The sequence below is a fragment of the Aquabacter sp. DMC10 genome, assembly GCF_056314145.1.
In genome coordinates this window covers 715,619-739,207 of sequence record NZ_JBQUYX010000001.1, presented here as the reverse complement: position 1 = coordinate 739,207, position 23,589 = coordinate 715,619, and the positions used below count along the sequence as shown (strand labels likewise).

At 67.5% G+C, this 23,589-nt stretch carries 21 protein-coding genes; 8 read left to right on the top strand and 13 right to left on the bottom strand.

Annotation, left to right across the window (positions count from 1 at the left end):
* Positions 1–35 precede the first annotated feature (35 nt).
* From ACT54L_RS03360 to ACT54L_RS03330, 7 genes are read right to left on the bottom strand one after another with little or no spacing between them, the layout of a single operon-like run.
* Positions 36–1,145: an ABC transporter ATP-binding protein gene (locus ACT54L_RS03360; protein WP_476084116.1), complete on the bottom strand. Its 1,110-nt coding sequence runs from the start codon at positions 1,143–1,145 to the stop codon at positions 36–38.
* Positions 1,146–1,155: 10 nt separating this feature from the next.
* Positions 1,156–2,262: an ABC transporter substrate-binding protein gene (locus tag ACT54L_RS03355; RefSeq protein WP_476084115.1), complete on the bottom strand. Its 1,107-nt coding sequence runs from the start codon at positions 2,260–2,262 to the stop codon at positions 1,156–1,158.
* Between the two features lie 38 nt (positions 2,263–2,300).
* Positions 2,301–3,131 (bottom strand): ABC transporter permease, encoded by an 831-nt coding sequence (locus ACT54L_RS03350; RefSeq protein ID WP_476084114.1) that lies wholly within the window; start codon positions 3,129–3,131, stop codon positions 2,301–2,303.
* 9 nt (positions 3,132–3,140) lie between these two features.
* Complete coding sequence (locus tag ACT54L_RS03345; RefSeq protein WP_476084113.1) at positions 3,141–4,052, bottom strand: ABC transporter permease; 912 nt, start codon at positions 4,050–4,052, stop codon at positions 3,141–3,143.
* A gap of 36 nt (positions 4,053–4,088) precedes the next feature.
* Positions 4,089–4,988 carry a polysaccharide deacetylase family protein gene (locus ACT54L_RS03340; RefSeq protein WP_476084112.1) on the bottom strand — a complete coding sequence of 300 codons (900 nt, stop codon included), beginning with the start codon at positions 4,986–4,988 and terminating at the stop codon, positions 4,089–4,091.
* A 25-nt stretch (positions 4,989–5,013) separates the two neighbouring features.
* Entirely contained in the window at positions 5,014–5,814 is an 801-nt protein-coding gene (locus tag ACT54L_RS03335) for an SDR family NAD(P)-dependent oxidoreductase (RefSeq protein WP_476084111.1), read from the bottom strand.
* 36 nt (positions 5,815–5,850) lie between these two features.
* A complete protein-coding gene (locus ACT54L_RS03330) occupies positions 5,851–6,606 on the bottom strand; it encodes an SDR family NAD(P)-dependent oxidoreductase (protein ID WP_476084110.1) in 756 nt (251 codons plus the stop codon).
* A 202-nt stretch (positions 6,607–6,808) separates the two neighbouring features.
* Here ACT54L_RS03330 and ACT54L_RS03325 point away from each other — a divergent pair, with 202 nt between their 5' ends.
* A complete protein-coding gene (locus ACT54L_RS03325) occupies positions 6,809–7,663 on the top strand; it encodes a MurR/RpiR family transcriptional regulator (protein ID WP_476084109.1) in 855 nt (284 codons plus the stop codon).
* Positions 7,664–7,666: 3 nt separating this feature from the next.
* On the opposite strand, the gene ACT54L_RS03320 is transcribed toward ACT54L_RS03325, so the two are convergent.
* The 5 genes from ACT54L_RS03320 to ACT54L_RS03300 all read right to left on the bottom strand — a co-directional run bounded on the left by ACT54L_RS03320 (position 7,667) and on the right by ACT54L_RS03300 (position 15,617).
* Positions 7,667–8,995 carry an NAD(P)/FAD-dependent oxidoreductase gene (locus tag ACT54L_RS03320; RefSeq protein WP_476084108.1) on the bottom strand — a complete coding sequence of 443 codons (1,329 nt, stop codon included), beginning with the start codon at positions 8,993–8,995 and terminating at the stop codon, positions 7,667–7,669.
* Between the two features lie 57 nt (positions 8,996–9,052).
* Positions 9,053–10,252, bottom strand: coding sequence for an NADH:flavin oxidoreductase/NADH oxidase (locus tag ACT54L_RS03315; protein ID WP_476084107.1), 1,200 nt, complete (start codon positions 10,250–10,252; stop codon positions 9,053–9,055).
* A 114-nt stretch (positions 10,253–10,366) separates the two neighbouring features.
* A complete protein-coding gene (locus tag ACT54L_RS03310) occupies positions 10,367–12,400 on the bottom strand; it encodes a hydantoinase B/oxoprolinase family protein (protein WP_476084106.1) in 2,034 nt (677 codons plus the stop codon).
* The gene (locus ACT54L_RS03305; protein ID WP_476084105.1) at positions 12,397–14,445 is read right to left on the bottom strand and encodes a hydantoinase/oxoprolinase family protein; all 2,049 of its coding nucleotides are present in this window, start codon (positions 14,443–14,445) and stop codon (positions 12,397–12,399) included. The genes ACT54L_RS03310 and ACT54L_RS03305 overlap by 4 nt, the downstream gene beginning before the upstream one ends.
* Before the next feature lie 119 nt (positions 14,446–14,564).
* Complete coding sequence (locus tag ACT54L_RS03300; RefSeq protein WP_476084104.1) at positions 14,565–15,617, bottom strand: extracellular solute-binding protein; 1,053 nt, start codon at positions 15,615–15,617, stop codon at positions 14,565–14,567.
* A gap of 304 nt (positions 15,618–15,921) precedes the next feature.
* Here ACT54L_RS03300 and ACT54L_RS03295 point away from each other — a divergent pair, with 304 nt between their 5' ends.
* The 7 genes from ACT54L_RS03295 (at position 15,922) to ACT54L_RS03265 (ending at position 22,471) form a co-directional block, all read left to right on the top strand.
* Positions 15,922–16,560: a cupin domain-containing protein gene (locus ACT54L_RS03295; protein WP_476084103.1), complete on the top strand. Its 639-nt coding sequence runs from the start codon at positions 15,922–15,924 to the stop codon at positions 16,558–16,560.
* 118 nt (positions 16,561–16,678) lie between these two features.
* Entirely contained in the window at positions 16,679–17,755 is a 1,077-nt protein-coding gene (locus tag ACT54L_RS03290) for an ABC transporter ATP-binding protein (RefSeq protein ID WP_476084102.1), read from the top strand.
* Entirely contained in the window at positions 17,752–18,648 is an 897-nt protein-coding gene (locus ACT54L_RS03285) for an ABC transporter permease (protein WP_476084101.1), read from the top strand. The genes ACT54L_RS03290 and ACT54L_RS03285 overlap by 4 nt, the downstream gene beginning before the upstream one ends.
* Positions 18,645–19,481 (top strand): ABC transporter permease, encoded by an 837-nt coding sequence (locus ACT54L_RS03280; RefSeq protein ID WP_476084100.1) that lies wholly within the window; start codon positions 18,645–18,647, stop codon positions 19,479–19,481. Before ACT54L_RS03285 ends, ACT54L_RS03280 begins: the two co-directional genes overlap by 4 nt.
* 141 nt (positions 19,482–19,622) lie before the next feature.
* Complete coding sequence (locus ACT54L_RS03275; protein ID WP_476084406.1) at positions 19,623–20,516, top strand: LysR family transcriptional regulator; 894 nt, start codon at positions 19,623–19,625, stop codon at positions 20,514–20,516.
* 107 nt (positions 20,517–20,623) lie between these two features.
* The gene (locus ACT54L_RS03270; RefSeq protein WP_476084099.1) at positions 20,624–21,355 is read left to right on the top strand and encodes an SDR family oxidoreductase; all 732 of its coding nucleotides are present in this window, start codon (positions 20,624–20,626) and stop codon (positions 21,353–21,355) included.
* An 84-nt stretch (positions 21,356–21,439) separates the two neighbouring features.
* A complete protein-coding gene (locus ACT54L_RS03265) occupies positions 21,440–22,471 on the top strand; it encodes an HAD family hydrolase (RefSeq protein WP_476084098.1) in 1,032 nt (343 codons plus the stop codon).
* 22 nt (positions 22,472–22,493) lie between these two features.
* On the opposite strand, the gene ACT54L_RS03260 is transcribed toward ACT54L_RS03265, so the two are convergent.
* Positions 22,494–23,507 carry an AraC family transcriptional regulator gene (locus tag ACT54L_RS03260; protein ID WP_476084097.1) on the bottom strand — a complete coding sequence of 338 codons (1,014 nt, stop codon included), beginning with the start codon at positions 23,505–23,507 and terminating at the stop codon, positions 22,494–22,496.
* Positions 23,508–23,589: the final 82 nt, after the last annotated feature.

Below are 23,589 nucleotides of genomic sequence, written 5' to 3'. Positions count from 1 at the left end.
GCGGACTGGTCTTTCTGCCGGGCGGCGCGCACGCCTCAGCCCCGGCTCGGGAAGGTCAGGAGGGTGTCGGGATAAAGGCCGAGGCGCATCCGGCTGCCGGGCGGCAAGGCGGCGCGGGAGGCTTCCCCCGCATTGGGGGCCATGGCGATGAGGATGGCGCCCTGGCCGATGTCCACATGGTAGTAGGTGACGGCGCCGGAATAGACCGTGTGCGCCAATTCCCCCTCCAGCACCGTGCAGCGGGCATGGGCGGGCGGGTCGATGACCACCTTTTCCGGCCGCACCACCAGATCCACCGCATCGCCCGCGCCAATGCCCTCGGTGGCGGGCACGTCGAGGCTGTGGCCGGACGCAGTGCGGATGCGGGCCGTGCCGCCGGTCACGTCTTCCACCTTGCCCGCCACCGCATTGGTGAAGCCGATGAAGTCGGAGACGAAGCGGCTGCGGGGGTGCTCATAGACATCGGACGGCGTGCCGATCTGCACGATGCGGCCTTCCTCCATCACCACGATGCGGTCGGCCAGCGTGAGCGCCTCTTCCTGGTCGTGGGTGACGAAGACGGTGGTGATGCCCACCGCCCGCTGGAGCTGCTTGATCTCCACCTGCATCTGCTCGCGCAATTTCTTGTCGAGGGCGGCGAGTGGCTCGTCCAGCAGCAGCACGTTGGGCTTGGTGACGATGGCGCGCGCCAGCGCCACGCGCTGGCGCTGGCCGCCGGAGAGTTGCGAGGGGCGGCGCTCGCCGAAGCCGGCGAGGCGCACCTGCGCCATGGCATCCTCCACCGCCGCCCGGGTCTCGGCGGCGGGGCGGTTGCGCATGGCAAGGCCGAACGCGACATTCTCGAACACGCTCATGTGCGGGAACAGGGCATAGTTCTGGAAGACCATGCCGATGTTGCGCTTCCACGGCGCCACCTGGTTGACCAGCGTGTCGCCGATGCGGATCTCCCCCGCATCGGGCGTTTCGAGGCCGGCGATCATGCGCAAAGTGGTGGTCTTGCCGCAGCCGGACGGCCCGAGGAGACAGACCATCTCCCCCGGCGCGATGGCGAGCGACACCCCCCGCACGGCGAGCACGGAGCCGTACCACTTCTTCACGTCGCGCAGGTCGACGCCGACGGCGTCGGTCGCGTTCAGCTTGGCCATGAAGACCCCGTCAGGACTTGAGCGTGCGGTCGATGAGGCCCTTGAGCTTCGGCATTTCCGCCGCCAGCTTCACGAAGTCGGGCCGCACCAGCTTCTTCAGCGCCTCGTCGGCGGTGACGATGGCCGGGTTGGACTTCAGCGCCTCGGGGATCTTCACCTTGGTGCTGGCGGGCGAATAGAAGCCGCGCTCGATCCAGGCGAGCTGGCATTCATCGGACAGCCAGGTGTTCAGGTAGATCTGGGTGAGCTTGCTCACCGCCGGCGAGAAGCCCGCGCACACCTGCATGTGGCCGGTCCACTGCACGCCGCCTTCCTTGGGAATGGTGAAGGCGACATTCTTGCCCTGCGACTTGGCCATGGCGGTCCAGGAGCCCCAATGCGGCGCAAGCCACATCTCGCCGCGGCTGACGAGGTCTTCCTCGCCGGTGGGCGAGTTCACCCAGGCGCCGATATTTTCCTTGTAGGGCTCCCAGGCCTTGATGCCGGCCACCACGTCCGGGCCCTTGCCGGTGACCACCGCCGCCATGATGTAGGCATCATAATAGACATCCCACATGGAGACCCGGCCCTTGTACTTGGGGTTCCAGAGGTCGGTCCAGGACTTGGGCTCTTCCACCTTGTCGGGGTTGTACATGATGCCGAACGGGGACAGGTGGAAGGGGATGCCGAAGCCGCCGGGGGTGGTGAGGTCCGGCGGCAGGTTGGCCGCATTGGGCACCAGCGACATGTCGAAATGGTCCCACATCTTGTCGTTGATGCCGCGCTGGGCGAACAGATCGTTCACCATGGCGCCGCTGACGACGGGATTGGACCGCTGGGCGAGCATCTTCGGGTAGGCCACCGCGTTGGAGGCGGCCTCGAAGGTCACGGCCGTCTTCGGGTAGGTCTTGTTGAACATGGGGACGGTGACGTCCTTCAGGATCTCCGGCACCACGCCCGGCTGGGACAGGATGGTGAGCTGGGCCACTTCCGCGTCGGTGGCCTGGGCGAGGGCCTCGGCGAGCTGGAGGAAGGCGGTGCCGCCCGCGCCGAGCGCGGCCATGCCCTTCAGGATGGAGCGGCGGCTGGCCTGGCCTGCGAAGGCCCGCAGGATGTCCTTGGTGTCGTCGGAGCTCATCTGGTCTTCCCTTCTGGTGCGTGTTGCGGGGGGACGCGTCACGAGAATTGCTTGCCCAGCCCCACCAGCTTCTCGATGACGAGGATCGCCACCGAGGTGATGATGAGGAGGATGGTGGAGATGGCGGCGATGGTGGGGTCGAGGCTGAACTCGGCGTAATTGTACATTTCGAGCGGCAGCGTCATCATGCCCGGGCCCACCAGGAACATGGACACGGTGAACTCGTCGAAGGAGACGATGAGGGCAAAGGTCGCCCCCGCCAGCAGGCCCGGCCGCATGAGCGGCAGCGTCACATGGCGGAAGGTCTTCCAGCGGTTGGCGCCCAGCGTGTAGGCGGCCTCCCCGAGCGCCCGGTCGATCTCTGACAAGGTCGCCACCGCCGTGCGCAGCACATAGGGGAAGGTCAGCACCGTGTGGGCGAGGGCCAGGCCCCAGAAGCTGCGCAAAAGGCCCATGGGGGCGAGCATCAGCGCCAGGGCCGCGCCCAGCACGATGGCCGGGAAGATGAGCGGCGTCATGAAGAAGGTGACGAGGCTGTCGCGGCCGGGAAACTGGTGCCGCACCAGCCCCACCGCCGCCAGCGTGCCCGCCACCAGCGAGAGCGCGGTGGCGACCACCGCGATGGCGGCGCTCAACGCGAAGGCGCGGGCAAATTCCGGCCGCGCCCAGATGTTGGCGAACCAGCGCAGCGAGAAGCCGTGGGGCGGGAAGCTCAGCGAGACATCGTCGCTGAAAGCCAGCGGCACCACGATGAAGATGGGCAGCGCCAGGAAGAGCAGCACCGCCACCACATAGGCGTTCAGCAGCCGTTCGCTGGCCGGGGCGCGCGCGGCGTGGGGTGGCGGGGGATCGAGGGAGAGGTCCGACATGCGCGCCTCCTATCGCCGTGCGTGACGGCGCAGGAACAGGCCGTAGAGGGTGAGGACCACCATGGTGCCGAAGGTCAGCACCATGGCCACCGCCGCGCCCGTGGGCCAGTCCACCAGCACCACCATCTGTTCGTGAATGGTCATGGCGAGCACCGCCACCTTGCCGCGCCCCAGCATCACCGGCGTCACATAGGCGCCCACCGTGAGGCAGAAGACGATGACCGAGCCCGACGCAATGCCCTGCACCGACAAGGGCAGCGTCACTTTCAGGAAGGTGCGCACGGGATTGGCGCCCATGACGGTGGCCGCCTCCGCGTAAGCGGGGTCGATCTTGCCCAGCACCGAGGCCACCGAGAGCACCATGAAGGGGATGAGGATGTGCACCATGCCCGCCACCACGCTCCAGAAGCTCTGCATGAGCCGGAGCGGGGTATCGATGATCCCGAGCGCGGTGAGCAGGGCGTTGATGAAGCCCTCATTGCCCAGGATGATGGTCCAGCCGATGGAGCGCACGATGATGGAGACCATCAGCGGCGAGATCACCCCGAGGAAGACGAGGTGCTTCCAGCGCGAGCGGGAGCGGGCGAGGAACCAGGCCACGGGATAGCCGATCACCGCGGTGATGGCCGTCACCACCACGGCCAGCGAGAAGGTTCGCCCGATGATGCGCAGGAAATAGGGGTCGGTGAGGACGGTCTGGTAATATTCGAGCGTCAGTCCGGTGGGATCGGGGAAGCGATCCAGCACCGACATGCGCGCCATCATGACGAAGGGCCACACCAGGCCCACACCCAGGATCAGCACCGCCGGCCCGAGCAAGGCGCCTAGCGAAAAGATCCGGCCGAAATGGATCCGCCGGGGCGGTGTCTCGTCGGTCCGTTCAGGGCGCGCCGCGTGCGCCAGGGCGCCGGTGCCACTCATGGCCGGCCTCGGGGAGAAGCCTGGCGGGGATGGGTCTCAGGCCGCATGGTCACGCGCCCATTCCACCACTTGCGCGTGGGTGCCGAACCACACGTCGCCCCGCGCCTTGGCGTGCCGGATCAGCTCTTCCAGGATGAAGATGCGGGAGCGATAGCCGGTGATGTGGGGATGCATGGTGATCTGGCAGATGCCGCCTTCCTCATAGGCGCCGTCGAACTCGCGCCGGAAGATGTCCAGCACGTCGGTGGGCGGCGTATAGGGCCGCAGCGACTGGAAGCGGTGCATCATGAAATAGACCGCGTCGTCGCGGATCCATTCCACCGGCAATTCCAGCACGCCACTCGGCTCACCATCCAGCAGCAGCTCGTAGCAATCCACGTCCGCCATGAGGGAGGAATCGTAGAGGAGCCCCATCTCCTTCTCGATCCGCAGGGTGGAGGGGCTGAAGTCCCAGGAGGGGGTGCGCAGGCCCACCGGGCGCACGCCGGTGATCTGCTCCAGCGTGTCGGTGGAGCGCAGCATGAGGTCGCGCTCGTCCTCATAGGGCAGCACGGAATTCAGCTCGTGGATCCAGCCATGGATGCCGATCTCATGGCCTTCGGCCACGATGCGGCGCTGCTCGTCGGGGTGCAGGAGGGCGACCACGGCGGGGACGTAGAAGGTGGCCTTCACGTCATATTTGGCGAGCAGATTGAGGATGCGCGGCACGGCCACGCGGGCCCCATATTCGCCCCAGGACATGCGGCCGATGGACTTGCCGCCGTCGCGCAGTTCGGAGGTCTCGTGGTCGCTGTCGAAGGAGAGCGCCACGGCGCAGCGCGCGCCGCCGGGCCAGGCAGTGGGGCGCAGCGCACGGCCAGCGCGCACCTGGTTGACGATGCGGCGCCACTGCTCTTCCGGCCATTGCCAGGGTTCGAGCTTCGGGGTGTCGCTCATGAGGGCGCTCCTCTTGAAATGGGGCTCAGCTGGCGGCGGGATTGGGTGTGCCGGCGCGCTGCAAGGGACGACCGGCGAGGAAGCCGCCATCCACCACCACGCATTCCGCATTCATGAAGGCGGCGTCGGGGGAGAGCAGGAAGGCCACCACGCCGGAAATGTCCGCGGGCACGCCGATGCGCCCGCTCGGGATCATGGTCAGGAATTGCTGGCGATAGGCACCGGAAACCTGGCCCTCGCGTACCTCGATGAGGCCGGGCGCCACCGCGTTCACGCGGATGCCGAGGTCCCGCCATTCGAGGGCCAGGCCCTTGGTGAGCATGACCACGCCGCCCTTGGAGGCGGCATAGTGCACCGCGCCCGCGCGGGCGGAAAAGGCCGCCGTGGAAGCGAGATTGACGATGGCGCCGCCACCGCCCGCATCCCGCCGCAGGCGGGCGAAGGCCTGGCAGGCGAAGAAGGTGCCCTTCAGGTTCACGTCCAGCACCACGTCCCAGTCTTCTTCCCGCATGTCGATGGCGGACACGTCGGGATAGATGCCGGCGCTGTTCACGAGAGCATCGGGGGTGCCGAGGTCATGGGAGAGGGCGGCGAAGGTGTCGCCGACGGCCGCCGTTACGCGCATGTCAGGGGCGTAGGCGCGCGCAACAGGGCCGTCGGCAGACAGGGTCGCGGCGAGGCTTTCCACCTCGCCGGCTTCGCGGTCGAGGAGGGCGAGGCGATAGCCCTCCTGGTGAAGACGCTCGGCCACCGCACGGCCGATGCCGCGCGCCGCGCCGGTGACGATGGCGAGGGGGGCGAGGGAGGCGGCGGCGTCGGCGCTCATGGGATGATCCTCAAGGTCGCGGGAAGGAGGACGGCATCAGTTGACCCACTGGCCGCCATCCACATCGATGATCTCGCCGGTGATGAAATTGGGCTCCACCGTCGCCAGGAAGGCCACCACCACGGCAATGTCCAAGGGCGTACCGAGGCGGGCGAGCGGGATGGTGCCGGTAATGGCCTCGCGCCGGGCGTCGATGAGGGCGCGGGTGAGGCTGGTCTCGATGGAGCCGGGGCAGATGGCGTTGACCGTCACATAGGGCGCCAATTCCTTGGCCAGCCCCCGCGTCAGCCCCTGCACGGCGGCCTTGGAGGCCACATAGGCGAACTTGCTCACCGCCGAGGGGGCGCCGCCCGTGCCGGCGCTCACCGACGACATGTTGATGATGCGCCCGCCCTTCTGCTCCACCATGCCGGCGGCCACCGCCTTGCACCAGTTGAAATGGCCCTTCAGGTTCACCGCGATGGTGCGGTCGAACTCGGCCTCGGAAATCTCCAGCAAGGTCTTGGGCTGGGAGATGCCGGCATTGTTGACCAGCACATCCACCCGCCCCCAGCGGGCCACCACCGAGCCGGCGAGCATTTGCACCTGATCGAAATCCGCCACGTCGCCGCGCAGGGCAATGGCGCCGGGGCCGAAGCCGCCCACCGCCTGAGTCGCCTCGTCCAGATCGTCGCTGTCGAGATCGGCGAGGGCGACGCGGAAGCCCTTCTTGGCCAATTCCTCGGCACAAGCGCGGCCGATGCCACGGGCGGCGCCGGTGACGATGGCGACGGGATCTTCGGGCAGAGGCATCGGGGCCCTCTTATCGCAGCGGAAGGCTCCCTTCAGGCGCGTGGCGAGACACAGCGGAAGGAAGTCTGATGAAACCAATGTTTCTCAATCTCAGTTTCGTGTAAAGAACATTTCATTCGCAGCCCTTGCGCAAAATGTGGACGTTGGCGAACGTGGCTCCACAGGTGGTTCGGGCATGGGATGAACGGGGTTGAGACAGCACATGACGCTCATGGAGCGCCTGGAGACCGCGCAGGCGAATTTCACCGCGCGCGAACAGGACATCGCCCATTATCTCGCCCGCAACTATCCCCAGGCGATCCTGCAATCGGCCTCCGCCATCGCCCGCACCACGGGCATCAGCGCCGCCACCGTGGTGCGCTTCTTCGCCAAGCTCGGCTATGACAGCTTCGCCCAGGCGCAGGATGAGATCCGCCGCGAGGTGGCCACCAAGCTGAATTCCCCGGTGGACCGCATCGGCCTCGTGGACGACCCTTCCGCCTCCACCGCCGAGTTTCTCGCCCGGCATCTTGCCGCCGAGACCGACAATCTGAAGGCCACCTTCGGCCAGGTGGACCCGGCCGCCTTCGACGCGGTAGTGGCCGCCCTGTTGGCGGCGCGGGGGCGCATCTATGTGATCGGCGAGAAGGACAGCTATGCCATCGCCTATTTCATCTTTTCCCATCTCAATCTGTGCCGTCGCGACGTGGTGCTGCTGGAAACCGGGCAGGCCATGCTGGCGGACCGGCTGCTGTGGGTGCGGCCCGAGGACCTGCTCATCTGCGTGTCCATCCGCCGCTACAGCCCCAACGGGCTGAAGGCGGCGGCCCATTTCCAGGCACTGGGCGCGCCGGTGGTGGCGCTGACGGATTCCCCGCTGTCGCCTCTGGTGCCGCTCGCCCGCCACCGCCTCATCGTGGAGACGGTGAGCGTGTCGGTGTTCGATTCCTTCACCGCCCTCATGAGCCTCGCGGGCGCCTTGGTGGGGGTCGCCGCCCGCCGCAGCCGCGACACCCTGCCGGCCACATTGAAGCGGGGCCAGGAGCTCTGGAACCGCTTCAACACCTTCATGGAGTGAGCGTCACAGCTTGCTGTCGGGCGAAAGCCGGGTTCCGTCCACGAGGCGGGCATAGCGGAAGGGGTGGGGGTCCACCACCGGCGCGCGGCCCTCGATGAGATCGGCCGCCAGCACGCCCGCCGCCGGCCCGATGCCGAAGCCGTGGCCGCTGAAGCCGGTGGAGAGATAGAGCCCCTCCATCTTCGGCACGGAGGAGATGACCGGCACCGCGTCGGGCAGGGAATCGATGGCGCCGCCCCAGCTCTCGGCGATGGCGAGGTCCGCCAGTTCGGGATAGGCGGTCTTGAAGCCGTCCATGGCCAGCGCCAGAAGCTCAGGGTCGGGCGCCGGGTCCCAGATGCGGGTCTTCTCGAAGGGCGTCACGTCGCCCGGCCCCCAGGCGGCGGACTGGAACAGGTCCTCGAAGAAGGACCGGCCGAAACGGATCTTCAGCCCCTTCCGTCGCTGGAGGAAGGTGGGCAGGAAGGCGAGGCCGTATCTTAAAAGCGAGGGCGTGATGTGCACCGTGCCGCGCCCGCTCATGGCGACCGTATAGCCGCCATCGGTGCGGGGACGGGCGGAAAAGCCGGTGGTGGAGGTGGAGGCCACCATCACCTGCGGCCCCGGCGTGGTGCGCGCTACCGATCCGCACACCACCGCCTGCGGCAGGTCGATGCCGTGGCGGCGGCAGAACAGCGAGGACCAGGCGCCGCCCGCCACCAGCACCGCATCGGTGCGGATGGTGCCGCGCTCGGTCACCACCGCGCTCACCTTGCCGCCCGTGGTCTCCAGGAGACGGGCGGCGTAATTCTCGAACACCTGCACACCCAGGCGCCGGGCGCCGGCGGCGATGGCGGGGGCGGCCATGGCGGGTTCCGCGCGGCCATCGCTGGGGGTGGTCAGCCCGCCGATCCAGCGCTTGCGGCTGCCGGGGGTGCGGGCCCGCGCCTCTTCCGCCGACAGGAGCGTGGAATGGACCTGGTGCTCCCGCGCCACCTTGGACCAGCGCTCCCAGGAGGCAAGTTCGGCGGGATTGTCGGTGACGAAGACCACGCCCGTCTGCTGGAAGCCCAGGTCCCGGCCGATTTCCTGCGGCAGGCTCTGCCACAGGCCGATGGCATGGCGCATGAGGTCCAGTTCGCCCACGTCGCGGCCCTGCTGGCGGCACCAGCCCCAATTGCGGCTGGACTGCTCGGCCCCCACGATGCCCTTTTCCAGCACCGCCACCTTGTGCCCGCGCTTGGCCAGCATGTAGGCGGCGGAAACGCCCGCTATGCCTCCCCCGATCACCACCACGTCGGCGGCGTCGGGAAGGGTGGTGTCGGTTTCGATGCGGTCGAGGGGCTGGCGCATGCGCGCACTCCGGGAAGGCGGGGCCGGAGCATCCGGCACACGAAAAATGGGAAGGCGTCAGTCCTCGACGCCGATCTTCTCGCGCAATTGCAGCCACCAGCCATAGGAGGGCGGCCAGTGGCGCCAGAGCGGATCGGCGTTCAGCGCCTGCGCGGCATGGAGGCCCCAATGGGGATCCACCAGCGCCTCGCGGCCGATGGCGATGAGGTCCGCCTGGCCGCGCTGGAGAATGGCCTCCGCCTGCGGCCCGTCCAGGATCACGCCCACCGCCATGGTGGGGATGCCGGTCTCGGCGCGGATGCGCTCGGCATAGGGCACCTGGTGGCCCTTCTTCAGCTTCTTGCGCTCGCGGGCATAGTCCATCATGGAGTTTTCCGCCCGGATGCCGCCCGACGAGCAGTCGATGAGATCGACGCCCCGCGCGGCCAGTTCCCGAGCCAGGATGCAGCTGTCCTCGATGGTCCAACCGTCCGTGCGGCTGTCGAGATCGGCGCGCCAGTCCACGCAGGAGAGGCGGAAAAAGAGCGGCTTGTGCGCGGGCAGGTTGGCCCGCACCGCCTCGGCGATTTCCAGCGCGATCCGCATGCGGCCGGCGAGGTCGCCGCCATAGGCATCCTCCCGCTTATTGGCCACCGGCGAGAGGAAGGAGTGGATGAGATAGCCGTGGGCGGCATGGATGTCGAAACAGTCGAAGCCGGCCGCATCGGCGCGGCGGGCGGCGGCGCCATAGGCGGCCACCAGCGTCTCGATCTCGGACACGGTCAAGGCGCGGGGCTGGTGCCAGTTGGAGACGCTCGCCACCGTGGTGGAGGAGACCGGCTGCCAGGGTGGCTCGCCCTTGGCGGCTTCCGCCTCACCCAGCGGGCCGAGGCCCTCCCAGGGGCGCTGGCGGGCGGATTTGGGGCCGGCATGATGGAGCTGGGCGGCGGCGATCACGCCCTCGCCATGCAGGAAGTCGACGATGCGGGCGAGCGGCGCGATCTGCGCGTCATCCCAGATGCCGAGATCCCCATAGGTGTTGCGGCCGATGGGGTCGACGATGAGCCCTTCCGTCATCACCGTGCCGGCGCCGCCGATGGCATATTTGGCCAGATGCTGGAAATGCCAATCGGTGGCCAGCCCGTCCGGGCGCGCCTTGTACATCTGCATGGGTGCGATGACGATGCGGTTCGGGAAGGTGATCCCGCGCAAGGTGAAGGGCGAAAAGAGCAGCGTCTGCGCGCCCTCGGGGGCGGCTGCGGCAGTGGCGGCGGACATGATGAGGCGCTCCCCGTTCAGGAGGTCGGACGGCTTGGGGCCTCCGGCCGATGATGATCCGCAGGTGACGAGGTCCCGCCCCTGGGTCGGGGCGGGATTTCGCTTGGTCCGCCTTTAGTGTGCGGCGGCCTTGCCGCCCGCCTGGGCGGGTGGGTCGATGGTGTCGAGAGCCGGCAGGTCGGCGAAGCGGGTGGCAAGCGCGCAATAGGCCGCCTCCAGCTCCTTCACGCCGCCGTCGGGACCGGCCACCTGGCCGTCCAGAGCCTTGAACAGCTGGTGCTTCACAAAGAAGCGCCAGGTCACCTGCACCTTGGCGAGGATGCGCGTGAGGAGGTCGTAGCGGGCGTCCGTCCAGACCTGCTCGAAGGCGACGCGGCCGGCGCCATGGGCGTAATGGCCAACCACCGGCTCGGCCGCCATGGCGGCGCGCAGGCGGGCGGTGGTGACCTCGTCCACAACCCCATCGGGGTTAAGCGCCACGCCATAATCGGCGCGGGCGCGCTCGGCGGAGATAAAGCCGCACTTCACGTCCTGGACCACTTTTTCCACCGGCCGCTCGTGGGGCGGGCCATAGCCGCCGGAGCCCGGGCCCTTCAGCAGCAGGATGTCGCCCGGCTGCATGTGCACGATGTCGGCATTGGCCAGTTCCTCGGGCGCGGGGCCTTCCGGGTTGCGGGTGAAGGAGGACACCGCCCCCGCCTTGCCGCCCACGATGCCCCAGGCGCCGATGATGGAGCGGTCGCGGTTGCGGGCGGTGACCATGGATTGGGGCGTGAAGAGCTGGAACTCCATCATCAGCCCCGAGCCGCCGCGATAAAGGCCCGCGCCACCGGAATCCGGCACGAGACCATATTTGCGCACGCGCACCGGGATCTCGCTCTCATTGATCTCTACGGGCGTGTTTTTCAGGAAGGACATGTTGGCGCCGCTGCCCTCCGCGCCATCCGCGAACGGCCCGCCGCCGCCGCCGCCGCCGATGGGGCCGATGGAGGCCATGACCGTGCGCCCGTCGCGGGTGGAGGTCTTCACGTTGACAAGGCTGAGGCCGTTGCCCGGCGAGGCCGGCAGGCGGTCTGGCAAGGCCTGGGTGAACACGCCGATCACCGCCGTCTGGGTGACGTTGCACAGGAGCGAGCGCATGCCCACCGCCGCCGGATGCACGCAATTGACCACTGAGCCTTCCGGCAGAATGGTCTCCAGCATGCGCACCGTGCCCGAATTCAGGATGATGGTCGGGTCGAGCGTATAGAGCACATAGACGAGGCCCACCGTCACCAGCGAGTGGTGGGGATTGCCGCCGGTGGGCATGTTGAGGGAGGAGGAGAGCTGCGGGTCGGTGCCGGTGAAGTCCAGCACCACCTTGTCGCCCCGGATGCGCGCGGTGACGCAGATGCGCACCGGATAGCCGCCGGCGGAATCCTCGTCCGCATAGTCGGAGAAGGTGTAGTCGCCATCGGGGATGGAGCGGATGATGGTACGCGCCTGTTCCTCGGCATAGTCGAGCAGCTGGTCGAGGCCGTCCGTGAAGGCTTCCACGCCGAACCGCTCGATGATGTCATGGACCTTGCGCTCGCCCACCTTCACGCAGGCGAGCTGGGCGTTCAGGTCGCCCCAATTCTGCTCGGGCACGCGCACATTGAGGGCGAGGATGCGCAGCAATTCCTCGTTCATCACCCCGTCGCGCATGAGGCGCATGGGCGGAATGCGGATGCCTTCCTGGTGCACCTCGGTGAGCGTGCGCGACAGCGAGGCCGGCACCGCGCCGCCAATGTCGGTGTTGTGGATGTGGTTGCCCACGAAGCAGACCAGCTCCCCCTTGTGGAACACCGGCATCCAGATGTGCATGTCCGGCGGGTGGGTGGCCACATAGCCGCTATAGGGGTCGTTGGTGCAGTAGACGTCGCCTTCCTGGTAGTCATCGAACATGCGGATGACCGGGCCATAATCGAGGCCCGTATACCAGGTGGCGCCCATGCTCTTGGGCGAGGCCACCGTGGCGCCCGTGCGCGTCATGAGCTGGCAGGAGAAGTCTTCCGTCTCCTTCACGAAGGTGGAGTAGGCGGTGCGCATGAGCGTGTAGCCCATGCTCTCGGCCGCCGCCGCGCAGTGATTGGCCAGGACCTGGAGGACCGCCTTGTCGATGATCATGCGAGGTCTCCCTGGGCGATGCGCAGATTGGCATAGGCGTCGACGGTGACGAGGAAGCAGCCCGGCACCACCGTGGTGCAGTCGTCCTGCATGACGACGCAGGGGCCGGCAAAGGTCTCGCCCGGCTTCAAATCCTTGCGGCGATAAAGATCGACGGTGCGCTTGGCCCCGTCCAGGAACACCTCCGCCGTGCCGGAGGCCTTGGCGATGCCCGGCACGAGGTCGTGGCGGGGCAGGTCCGGCTTCTCGGTCTCGCCGATCACCACCAGGCGCGCGGTGATAAGCTGCACGGCGGCCTTGCGATCCGCGTGTCCGTACATGCGCTCATGGGCGAGGTGGAAGGCCTCGCGGATGGCATCGAGGTCGCCCGCATCCACCATCTCCTGGGTGAGGGGGGCGTCCAGCTCGAAGGATTGGCCGCGATAGCGCATCTCGGCGGAGAGCACAAAGCGATAAGGCCCGTCATAGCCCTGCTCGTCCTTCAGCCAGGACAGCGCGCTGCTGGAGAGGTCCTTGTAAGTCTCCTGGAGCACGCCGGGAGCTTCGGGGGTGAGGTCCAGATAGAGCGTCTTGATGAAGTCGTTCTTCAGGTCGGCGATGAGGCCGCCGAGCGCGCTGAGCACGCCCGGTGTGAGCGGCACCACCACCTCGCGCATCTTCAATTCACGGGCGAGGAAGCAGGCCATCATGGGACCGGCGCCGCCGAAGGCCAGCATGGAGAATTCGCGCGGATCGACGCCGAAGCGGGAGAGCAGGCCCGAGACTTCCGAATACATGCCGGAGACAGCGATCTGGATGATGGCCTCGGCGGTCTCTTCCACCGTGCGGCCGAGCTTGTCGGCCAGCTCGCCCACCACCGCGCGGGCCTTGTCCTTGTCCACCTGCACGGCGTTGTAGCCGAGGTCCGAATGGCCCACGAGACCGGTGGAGACGAAGGCGTCCGTGATGGTCGCCCGCGTGCCGCCGCGTCCGTAGCAGGCCGGTCCCGGCCGCGAGCCGGCGCTTTCCGGGCCCACCTTCAGCACGCCGAGCTTGTCCACCCAGGCGATGGAGCCGCCGCCCTCGCCGATGGAGCTCACCGACACCGAGGGAATGAAGATCTGGAAGTCGCCGATGCGCTCGCCGACGCCATATTGCGGCTGGCCGTCCATGATGAGGGCGACGTCGGCGGTGGTGCCGCCAATGTCGAGGCTCATGCAGCGGTCAATGCCGCAGAGCTTCGCCACATGGCTCGCGCCGATGACGCCGGAGGCCGTCCCCGACAGGATCATCTGCACGCACTGCTGCTTGCCCTGCTCGGCGGTCATGATGCCGCCATTGGACTTGGTGAGGCGCGGGTCGGCGGGCACGCCCACATCTTTGAGCGCCTGCTGCAGCGAGCCGAGATAATGGGAGACGCGCGGCTGCACATAGCCGCCGATGACGGCGGTGATGGTGCGCTCATATTCGCGGATGATGGGCCAGGTCTCGCAGGAGCAGAAGGCCGGGACGTCCGGCACCACCTTCTCGATGATGGCCTTGGCCTCAAGTTCCAGCGCGCCGTCGCGATAGGAATGCAGGAAGGAGATGACGATGCCTTCCGCCCCCGCCGCCTTGGCGGCCAGCGCCGCCGCTTCCACGGCCTGCGTGTCCAACATGGTTTCCACCGAGCCGTCGGGCAGCATGCGGCCGGGAATGCCGAACACCATGTCGCGGCTGATGAGAGGCTCGGGCCGCTTGGAGAGCAGCGAATACATGTCCGGGATCTTCAGCCGGGCCAATTCCAGCACGTCGCGGAAATGCTCGGTGGTGAAGAGCGCGAGCTTCAGGCCCTTGCGCTGCACCACCGTGTTCACGCCCACCGTGGTGCCGTGGGTGAAGTAGACGATGTCCTGCGGCGCGATACCGTAGCGCTCCTTCAGGGAGCGCACGCCCTCCAGCACCTCGGCGCCCGGCTGGTCCGGGCGGGAGAAGACTTTCAGCGACTGGAGGGTCTTGGTCTCTTCATCGAACAGGGCAAAATCGGTGAAGGACCCACCGATATCGACCCCAACCCGGTACCCCATGGGACAATCTCCGAGCGGCCGGCCGCGCGGGCCGGATCAAAAATGACGTAAAATCAGGTCGGTATACGCGCCAGGGCGCATGGCAACGGCGCGGCTCAGGGGCCGCGCCGCAAGGGGCCTCAGCGGCCGATGGTCTTGTTCCACTGCTCCAGCCAGTTGGCCTGGCGGGGCGGCAGGTCCTTGAAGGGCGGGATGATGATCTCGTCGATCTTGGTGATCTCGTGGGCGACCTTGGGGTCGTAGACCGCGTCCACATTGGGCGTGCCGTAGCGCACCTTGGAGCCGAAGCAGCCCTGCTGCTTGGCATCGAGATCGAAGTTGATGAGCTCCCAGGCAAGGTCCGACGAGTTCTTCGGCTTCTGCACCCAGGTGATGCCGGCCATGGCGCCGGGGGCGGGGGTGGTGTAGCCGAAGCCGGAATTGTTGTCGTCGATGAAGGCCCAGGCGCGGCCATCCCAATAGGCGGCCATGTCGATCTCGCCGCTCTTCAGGTCGTTGAGCACTTGGTTGGGGTCGGTCCACAGCGTGAGATTGCCGCTGTCCAACATGCGCTTGGCCTGGGCGAGGCCGGGCTGGATATTGTCGAGGCCGCCGCCATAGAGGGTGGAGAGCTGATAGACGATGAAGGGCGAGCCGCCGCCGGTATAGTTGATGGAGGGGGCCGCGGCGCGCCACTTGCCGGAGGCGGTGCCTTCGACGAAGTCCTTCCAGTCCTTGGGCGGGTTCTTCACCGTGGCCTTGTTGTAGATGAGGCCCATGCCGCCGTAATTGTGGGCGACGCCATAGCCGTCACCCACGTCCGTGAAGCGCTTGGCGAGCTTTGCGAGGTTCGGCACCTTCTCGACGGTGAACTTGTCCACCAGGCCGCGGTTGATGGCGTCGAAGGCCACATCGCCGGTGACCATCATCACGTCGAGAGGGGGCTTGGAGGGATTGGCGGCGATCTGGTTCAGCCACTGGGGCGGCGAGCCGAGGACGAGATCCACCTTCTTGCCGGTCTTGGCCTCGAAGGGGGCGACGACGCATTCCCGATAGGCCTTCTCCCAGATGCCGCCGAACACGCCGACCACCAGGTCGGCGGCGTTCGCGGGAGCCGCGAGGCCGGACCAGAGGCCGGCGATGGAGGCGGCGCCGACCGCCAGGTGAAGCCATTGACCCGCACGTCCGCTCATCATCGTCCCCTTTGTCTGAAATGAGCCCGTCTGGAACCGGGAAAATTTCAATCACTATTCACTATCCTAAAAAACGGCGCAACAGGTTTGAACGGGTGCGAGAACAATCCGGCGGTGCCGCGGTGCGGAAAAATTGTGCCGCAAGCGCTCTGAAAATGAGCAAATGAAGAATTTTCAACCGCTCAGCCATCGGTCGTGTTGAGCCGGTACACCGGGCCGTCGTAAGCTGGTGCTCCCCGTGTTGCGTCCGTGATATTTTTAACATACTGAATATAGGGGATCAGGCTTGAGTGAAGGAAAGACCGTGAAGCTGGGGTCCGCGGAGGAGAGTGCCATCGCGACGGAGCCGTCCGCCGAGCCGGCATCGGACACGTCCGGCCGCGAAGAAGTGGGCGCCATGATCCGGCGCATCCGCAAGGAAAAAGGCGTCTCGCTTCAGGAACTGGCGCAGATGTCCGGCGTGTCCGTGGGCATGCTGAGCCAGGTGGAGCGCGACCTCGCCAATCCCTCGCTGCGCGTGCTGACCTCCATCCGCAACGCGCTCGGCCTGCCCGCCAGCGCCTTCTTCTCCGAGACCGCCCCGCCCCCGGCCAAAGACCCCGCCTTCGTGCGCCGGGTGGACCAGCGCCCGCGCCTGGAGCTCGGCTATCTCAGCAAGGAATTGCTCTCCGCCGGCACGCCGCACAATCTGCAGATGATGATCCTGCACATTCCCGCTGGCAGTTCCTCCGGCGACAAGCCCATGCGCTATCCGGCGGAAAAGGCGGGCTTCGTGCTATCGGGCGAGTTCATCCTGCGGGTGGGCGAAGAAGAAGCGCACCTGATGGAGGGCGACAGCTTCGTGTTCGACAGCTCCATCCCCCATTCCTTCTCAAATCCCGGCACGGAACTTGCCAAAGTGCTGTGGATCATCGGCTCCATCTCCGTCGACCGACATCTTTAAGGACGTCCCATGGACCTGAGGCCCGCGCCCCGTCCTCTGCAGCCGTTCCGGCGCCCTGGCGCGCGGGTCCTTCTGGTCCTCTCCCTTTCCTCCCTTCGCGCCCGACCGGAGGCCTGACATGAGCAGCGTGCCCCTTTCCATCCGCGGCATCAGCAAGCGCTATGAGGCGGTGCAGGCGCTCAAACCCCTCGACCTGGAGGTGAGGCCGGGCGAGATGCTGGCGCTGCTCGGCCCCTCCGGCTGCGGCAAGACCACCACGTTGCGCGCCATCGCCGGCTTCGAGATCCCCGACACCGGGTCGATCCATATCGGCGAGCGCGATGTCACCGACCTGCCGCCCAACAAGCGCGACCTCGGCATGGTCTTCCAGAACTACTCCCTGTTCCCGCACATGAGCGTGGGCGAGAACGTGGCCTTCGGCCTGAAGATGCGCGGCGTCTCCCGCCTCGATCGCGACACCAAGGCCCGGGCCATGCTGGAGCTGGTGGGGCTGGGCACCCATGCGGAGCGCCAGGTGCATCAATTGTCCGGCGGACAGCAGCAGCGCGTGGCGCTTGCCCGCTCGCTGGTCACCGACCCCAAGGTGCTGCTCCTCGACGAGCCCCTGGGTGCGCTGGACAAGAATCTGCGCGAGCGCATGCAGTTCGAGCTGCGCGAGATCCAGCGGCGGCTCGGCATCACCTCCATCCTCGTCACCCACGACCAGGAGGAGGCGCTCACCATGTCCGACCGCATCGCCGTCATGTCGGCGGGCGAGATCGTGCAGATCGGCGGGCCGACCGAGGTCTATGAGCGGCCGAAGAACCGCTTCGTGTCGGAGTTTCTCGGCACCGCCAACATCTTCGAGGGCACGGTGCTGGCCGCCGACGATCCCAATGCCATCCGCGTCTCGCTGGGCACGGGCGCGGCGGAAGGCGTCATCTGCGCCGCAGCGCCGCTGCCGGCCGGGCGCAAGGTCTCCTTCGTGGTGCGGCCCGAGCGCCTGTCGCTGGGCGCCCCGGAGGCGGGCCTCGTGCAGGCGCGGGTGCGCGACTGGGTCTTCCGCGGCCCCTATGTGGCCTATGAACTGGACTGCGCCACCCACGACGTGCCGCTGGTGGCCTACAGCCAAACCCGCCACGCCCTTCCCAAGGGCACGGATGTGGGCCTCAGCTGGGACGCGGACAGCGCCGTCCTGATCGAGGAACGGGCATGACCGACCAGGCCGCCCCTGCCGCCGTGATGGCGCCTCCCGATCCGCCGCCCATGCGCCGGGGCAAGTTCCGCTTGGCGACGCCCTATTGGGCGCTGCCAGTGGTGGCCTATCTCATCCTGTTCCTGGTGGTGCCGCTCGTCTCCAATGCGGTGCGCTCGGTGACGCTCGGCGCTGCCGCCACCGATACCTGGGTCTATTACGAAAAGCTGTTCTTCGATCCCTATTATTCCCGGATCTTCCTGGAGACCTTCAAGGTCGCGATCATTGTGACCGTGGTGACCCTCATCATGGGCTATCCGGTGGCCTATTTCATGGTGCGCTATGCCGGGCGCTGGAACACGCTGATCGTGTTCTGCATGATCGCCCCGCTGCTCACCTCCATCATCATGCGCACCTTCGGCTGGCGGGTGTTGTTTGCCCGGCGCGGCCTGATGAATGTGTGGCTGACCGATCTTGGCATCATCTCGCGTCCCCTCGCCATCCTGTCCGAGCCCATCTCGGTCTATATGGGCCTTGTCCATGTGATGGTGCCCTTCATGGTGCTGTCCATCACGGCGGTGCTCCAGGGGGTGGACCTCAGGTTGGAGGAATCCGCCCGCGTGCTGGGGGCGAGCCGCTGGCGGGCCTTCTGCAACGTGACCTTGCCCCTGACGCTGGACGGCATCGCCACCGGCTGCATCCTGGTCTTCGTCATCACCAATGGCAGCTTCCTGACCATGCTGCTCCTGGGCGATGGCAAGGTTCAGACGCTCTCGCTGCTCATCTACCAGCAGTTCAACCTGACGCAGGACGTGGGCTTTGCGGCCACGATGGGCAATGTGCTCCTGGTCACGGCCATGATCTGCCTGTTCCTCCAGATGCGCTTCGTCCGCCGCAAGGGGATCAAGTCATGAGCACCGTTCCCGCCACCGGTCCCATGCGCCGGCCCCGCCGCAGGGTGGATCTCCTGGCCTGGGGGCTCGGCATCTTCGTGGTGCTGTTCATGATCTTCCTGCTGCTGCCCATCGCGGCGGTGGTGGTGGTCTCCTTCTCCTCGGCCAGCTACATCGCCTTCCCCATGCCGGGCTATTCCCTGCAATGGTATTGGCGGATCCTGGAATACCAGCCCTTCGTTGATGCGCTGATCGTTTCCATCCAGCTGGCCTTGGCCTCGGCCGCCTGCGCCATCCTGCTTGGCGTGCCCGCCACCTTGTGGGTGGCCCGCTCGCGCAGCCGGGCGGCGGCCATGGTGGGCAATCTGCTGCTGGCGCCCATCTCCATCCCCGCCATCGTGCTGGGCTTTTCTCTGCTCTATCTCTTGTCGGCCATGGGGTTCGGCATTTCCTTCACCGCCTTGCTCATCAGCCATACGGTGGTGTCCATCCCCTATATCTGCCGCACGGTGCTGGCGGTCTATCGCGCCTTGCCGCCGGACTTCGAGGAGGCGGCGGCGGTGCTGGGCGCCACCCGCTGGCAGACCTTGCGCTACACCACGCTGCCGCTGATCCGCCCGGGCATCTTCGCCGGCAGCCTGTTCGCGGTGCTGATCTCGCTGGACAATCTGCCCTTGTCCTTCTTCTTCGGCACCGCCAGCACCAATACGCTTCCCGTGGTGATGTTGAGCTACATGCAGTCGCAGTTCGACCCGTCCATCGCGGCCATCAGCACGGTGCAGATGCTGATCGCGGTGGGCACGCTGCTGCTGCTCAACGCGGTTTACGGCGTCGACAAGCTCACGGCCGCCTGAGGCAATCGTCCCGCGCCTCTTGCGCGGGGGGCGCGCGGTCGCGCTAGACTGAGGGCCCCCGCCGCCGGGATGTGCCCCGCGGTGTCCCGCCCGCCCCAGCTCCTGCCCCGCGCGGGAGCCTCCTGTCGCCAGGGTCTGCCCGTGTTCAACTGGAACGACCTCGTCTATTTCCTGGAACTGGCCCGGCAGGCGCGGCTGATGACGGCCGCGCGCCGCCTGAGGGTGGACCACACCACGGTCAGCCGCCGCATCTCGGAACTGGAGAAGGACCTCTCCGTCAAGCTGTTCGACCGCAAGCCCGATGGCTTCGTGCTGACCGAGCAGGGCCATCGCCTGTTTGTCATCGCCGAGCGCATGGAGCAGGAGGCGGGGCAGGTGGAGGAGGGCATCCGCGCCGCGCCGAGCGCGCCGGAAGGGCGGGTGCGCGTCGCCTCCATGGAGGGCATCGGCGCCTTCTTCCTGGCCGAGCGCTTTGCCGAGCTGGCGGTGAAGGAGCCGGGCATCGTGGTGGAGCTGGTCACCGAGCGCCACCTCATCAATTTGACCAAGCGCGAGGCGGACATTTCCATCTCCTTCGTGCCGCTCTCCGGCCAGCGCCTGGTGGTGCGCAAGATGGGCGAGTTCCGCCTCGCCCTCTACGCCGCCCCCGATTATATCCGCCGCCGCGGCCTGCCCACGTCGCGCGCGGACCTGCCGAACCATGTGTTCGTGGACTATGTGGAGGATCTCGTCGCCATCCAGCCGGTGCATTGGCTCTTGGACGTGCTGGACCCGCCCAACGTCTCCTTCCGCTCCACCAGCATGCACGCCCAGCAGAACGCCATCGCGGCGGGGGCGGGCATCGGGCTGCTGCCTCTGTTTTCCGCCAAGTCCAATCCACGCCTCGTCCCGGTGCTGGCGGAGGAGGTGGTGGTGAAGCGGGACGTGTTCGTCTCGGTGCATGAGGATTTGGAATTCATGGGCCGCGTGCGCGCCGTGCTGCGCCATTTGACCGAGGTGTTCCGGCGGGACGGCGCCTATCTGAACGAGGTGTGAGCCGCGCCTTCCGCAGTGCATTGCGCAGGCCCCCCTTGCTCGCCGCGCGGGGCTGGGGCGCGCCGGCATGGGCTAACCTTCGGACAAGAGATCAAAGGGAGGCATCCATGGGCAAGGCGGTTCTCATCACCGGCGGCAGCCGGGGTATCGGCCGGGCGACGGCCTTGGCGGCGGCACGGCGGGGGTGGTCGGTGGCCGTCAATTATGTGCGCGATGCGCAGGCGGCCGAGGCGACCGCAAGCGAGGCCAGGGCGCTCGGTGTGCAGGCGGTGGCGCTGAAGGCCGATGTTGCCGCCGAGGCCGAGGTGCTCGCCCTTTTCGATGCCAGCGAGGCGGCGCTGGGTCCGCTTTCGGGGGTGGTCATCAATTCCGGCATCGTCGCCCCCGCCTCCCGCCTGGCCGACATGAGCTTTGATCGCCTCAAGCGCATGTTCGATGTGAATGTCATGGGCGCGGTGCTCTGCGCCCGCGAGGGCGCGCGGCGCCTGCAGGCGGGCGGGTCCATGGTCATCGTGTCTTCGGTGGCGTCCAAGCTGGGCTCGCCGGACGAATATGTGGACTATGCCGCCTCCAAGGGCGCCCTCGACACGCTGACCATCGGCCTTGCCAAGGAATTGGGGCCGCAGGGGGTGCGGGTGAATGCGGTGCGGCCCGGCCTGATCGAGACCGACATCCACGCCTCCGGCGGCCGCCCGGACCGGGCGCAGGTGCTGGGGGCCGGCGTGCCGCTGCGCCGGCCGGGCCGGGCGGACGAGGTGGCGGAGGCCATCGCCTGGCTGTTGGGAGACGAAGCCTCCTATGTCACCGGCGCGCTCATGGACATTGCCGGCGGGCGGTAAGGCGCGCGCCCCCTTGCCTCCCGGCGGGCGCGTGGCACCATGCGCCCGCCGCCCTGCTGTGGGGGGCACATGCGGGGACATGACATGATCCAATCCAACCGCGGCCTGAGCCGTCGGCGCCTTCCGGCCGGTCTCGCCACTCTCCTGGCGGGCCTGCTGCTGGTGCTTGCCGCCCTGCCGGCCTTGGCGCAGACCGATCCGCTCCCATCCTGGAACGAGGGGCCGCGCAAGGCGGCCATCATCGACTTTGTCACGCGCGTCACCCGCGAGGGCGGGCCGGACTTCGTGCCGGTGCCGGAGCGCATCGCCACCTTCGACAGCGACGGCACGCTGATCGCCGAGCAGCCCATGTACGTGCCCACCGTCTTCGCGGTGGATGAAGTCAAGGCGGTGGCCAAGGAGCACCCGGACTGGAAGAAGGTTCAACCCTTCAAGGCGGTCCTCGAAAATGACCGCAAGCGCATCAGCGAGATTTCCGAGCGCCAATATCTGGTCATGCTGACCCGCGCCCATGCGGGCCGCACGGTCGCGGAGGTCGAGGCGCGGGTGAATGAGTGGATCAAGACCGCCCGCCATCCCCGCTTCAACCGTCCCTATACGGATCTCGTCTACCAGCCGATGATGGAACTGCTCGACTATCTGCGGGCCAATGGCTTCAAGACCTTCGTCGTCTCCGGCGGCGACATCACCTTCATGCGGCCCTGGATGCCCAAGGCCTATGGCATTCCGCCCGAACAGATTTTCGGCTCCTCGGGGCGGGTGGCCTATCATCTGGAGGGCAACACGCCGTCCATCGTGCGCCTCGATCGGGTGGATTTGTTCACGGTGGGACCCGGCAAGCCGGTGGCGATCTCGCTGAACATCGGCCGCCGCCCCATCTTCGCCGCCGGCAATTCGGACGGCGACCTGGAGATGCTGCAATGGACCACGCTGAATTCAGGTCCCCGCTTCGCTCTCCTGGTGCACCACACGGATGGGGTGCGCGAATGGGCCTATGACCGCACCGCCTTGGTGGGCACCCTCGACAAGGCGCTGGACGAGGCCCCCAAGCGCGGCTGGAACGTGGTGGACATGAAGACCGACTGGAAGGTCATCTTCCCGTTCGAGAAGCAATAGCCAGGGGGCGTGGCGGGCCGGATCAGTCCGGCCCGCCCTCCGCGCGGAAGGCGGCGGGGCTGCGGGCGGTCCATTTGCGGAAGGCGCGGTGGAAGGCGCTGGGCTCGGCAAAGCCCAGCCGGGCGGCGATCTCGCCGACGCCCTCCGGTGTCTCCAGAAGCAGCCGGGTGGCGAGCGCCCGGCGGATTTCGTCCTTGATGGCCTGGTAGCTCTGCCCCTCGCCCTTGAGGCGCCGCCGCAAGGTGGGGGCGGGGATGCGCAGGCGGGCAGCCAGGTCCTCGAAAACCGGCCATTCGGGCGGCGGCGTCTCCCGCAAGATGGCGCGGACAGACGCCACCAGGCCCGCATCATGGCGATAGCGCACCAGGATGTTGGCCGGCGCCTTGCGCAGGAAGTCCCGTAGCGCCCGCTCGGTGCGCAGCACCGGCAGCTTCAGATAGGCGGCGTCGAACTCCAATCGGCTCGCCGCTTGGGCGAACCGCACGGGGGCGCCGAAGAAGATGCGATAGTCGGCCCCATGGGCGGGGGCGGCGCAGCGAAAATCCACCCGCCGCAAGGGGATGCGCCGACCCACCAGCCAGCAGGCGATGCCGTGCAGGATGATCCAATAGGTGCGATAGGCGAAGGCCGTGCGCGGTGTCCCCGCATCCGCCAGCACGATGCGGGCATGGCCCTCGCTCACCTCCAGCGTGCCGCGCGGGTCGTCCAGCACCAGGGTGAGGAAGCGCAGCGCCCGCCGCAGCGCCTGCTCCAGCGTGCCCGCATGGAGGATGGCGTGGCACAGAAGCGTGAAGCTGCCCGGCCGCATGGGCCGGGCGCCCAGGCCGAAGAATTCGTCGTCCATGGCCCGCGCCACCGCCAGCCAGAGCGCGCCATATTGCTCCGCCGAGACCGGCTCGCGCACCAGGGCCGGCAGGCCGGCGGCGGCGAGCACCGGTCCTTGCGCAATGCCGCGCCGGGCAAGGCAATCCAGCGCATCGGCGACGAAGCTCGCCGAAATCATGCGCCGGTCGGGGCTGGGGGCGGGCGTGTCCATGGCTCTCCCGGAATGAGGAGCGATCATGTGGCAAAAACGATCACGACGCGAGATCCGTTTGGGCCTGGATTGCCACACGGTT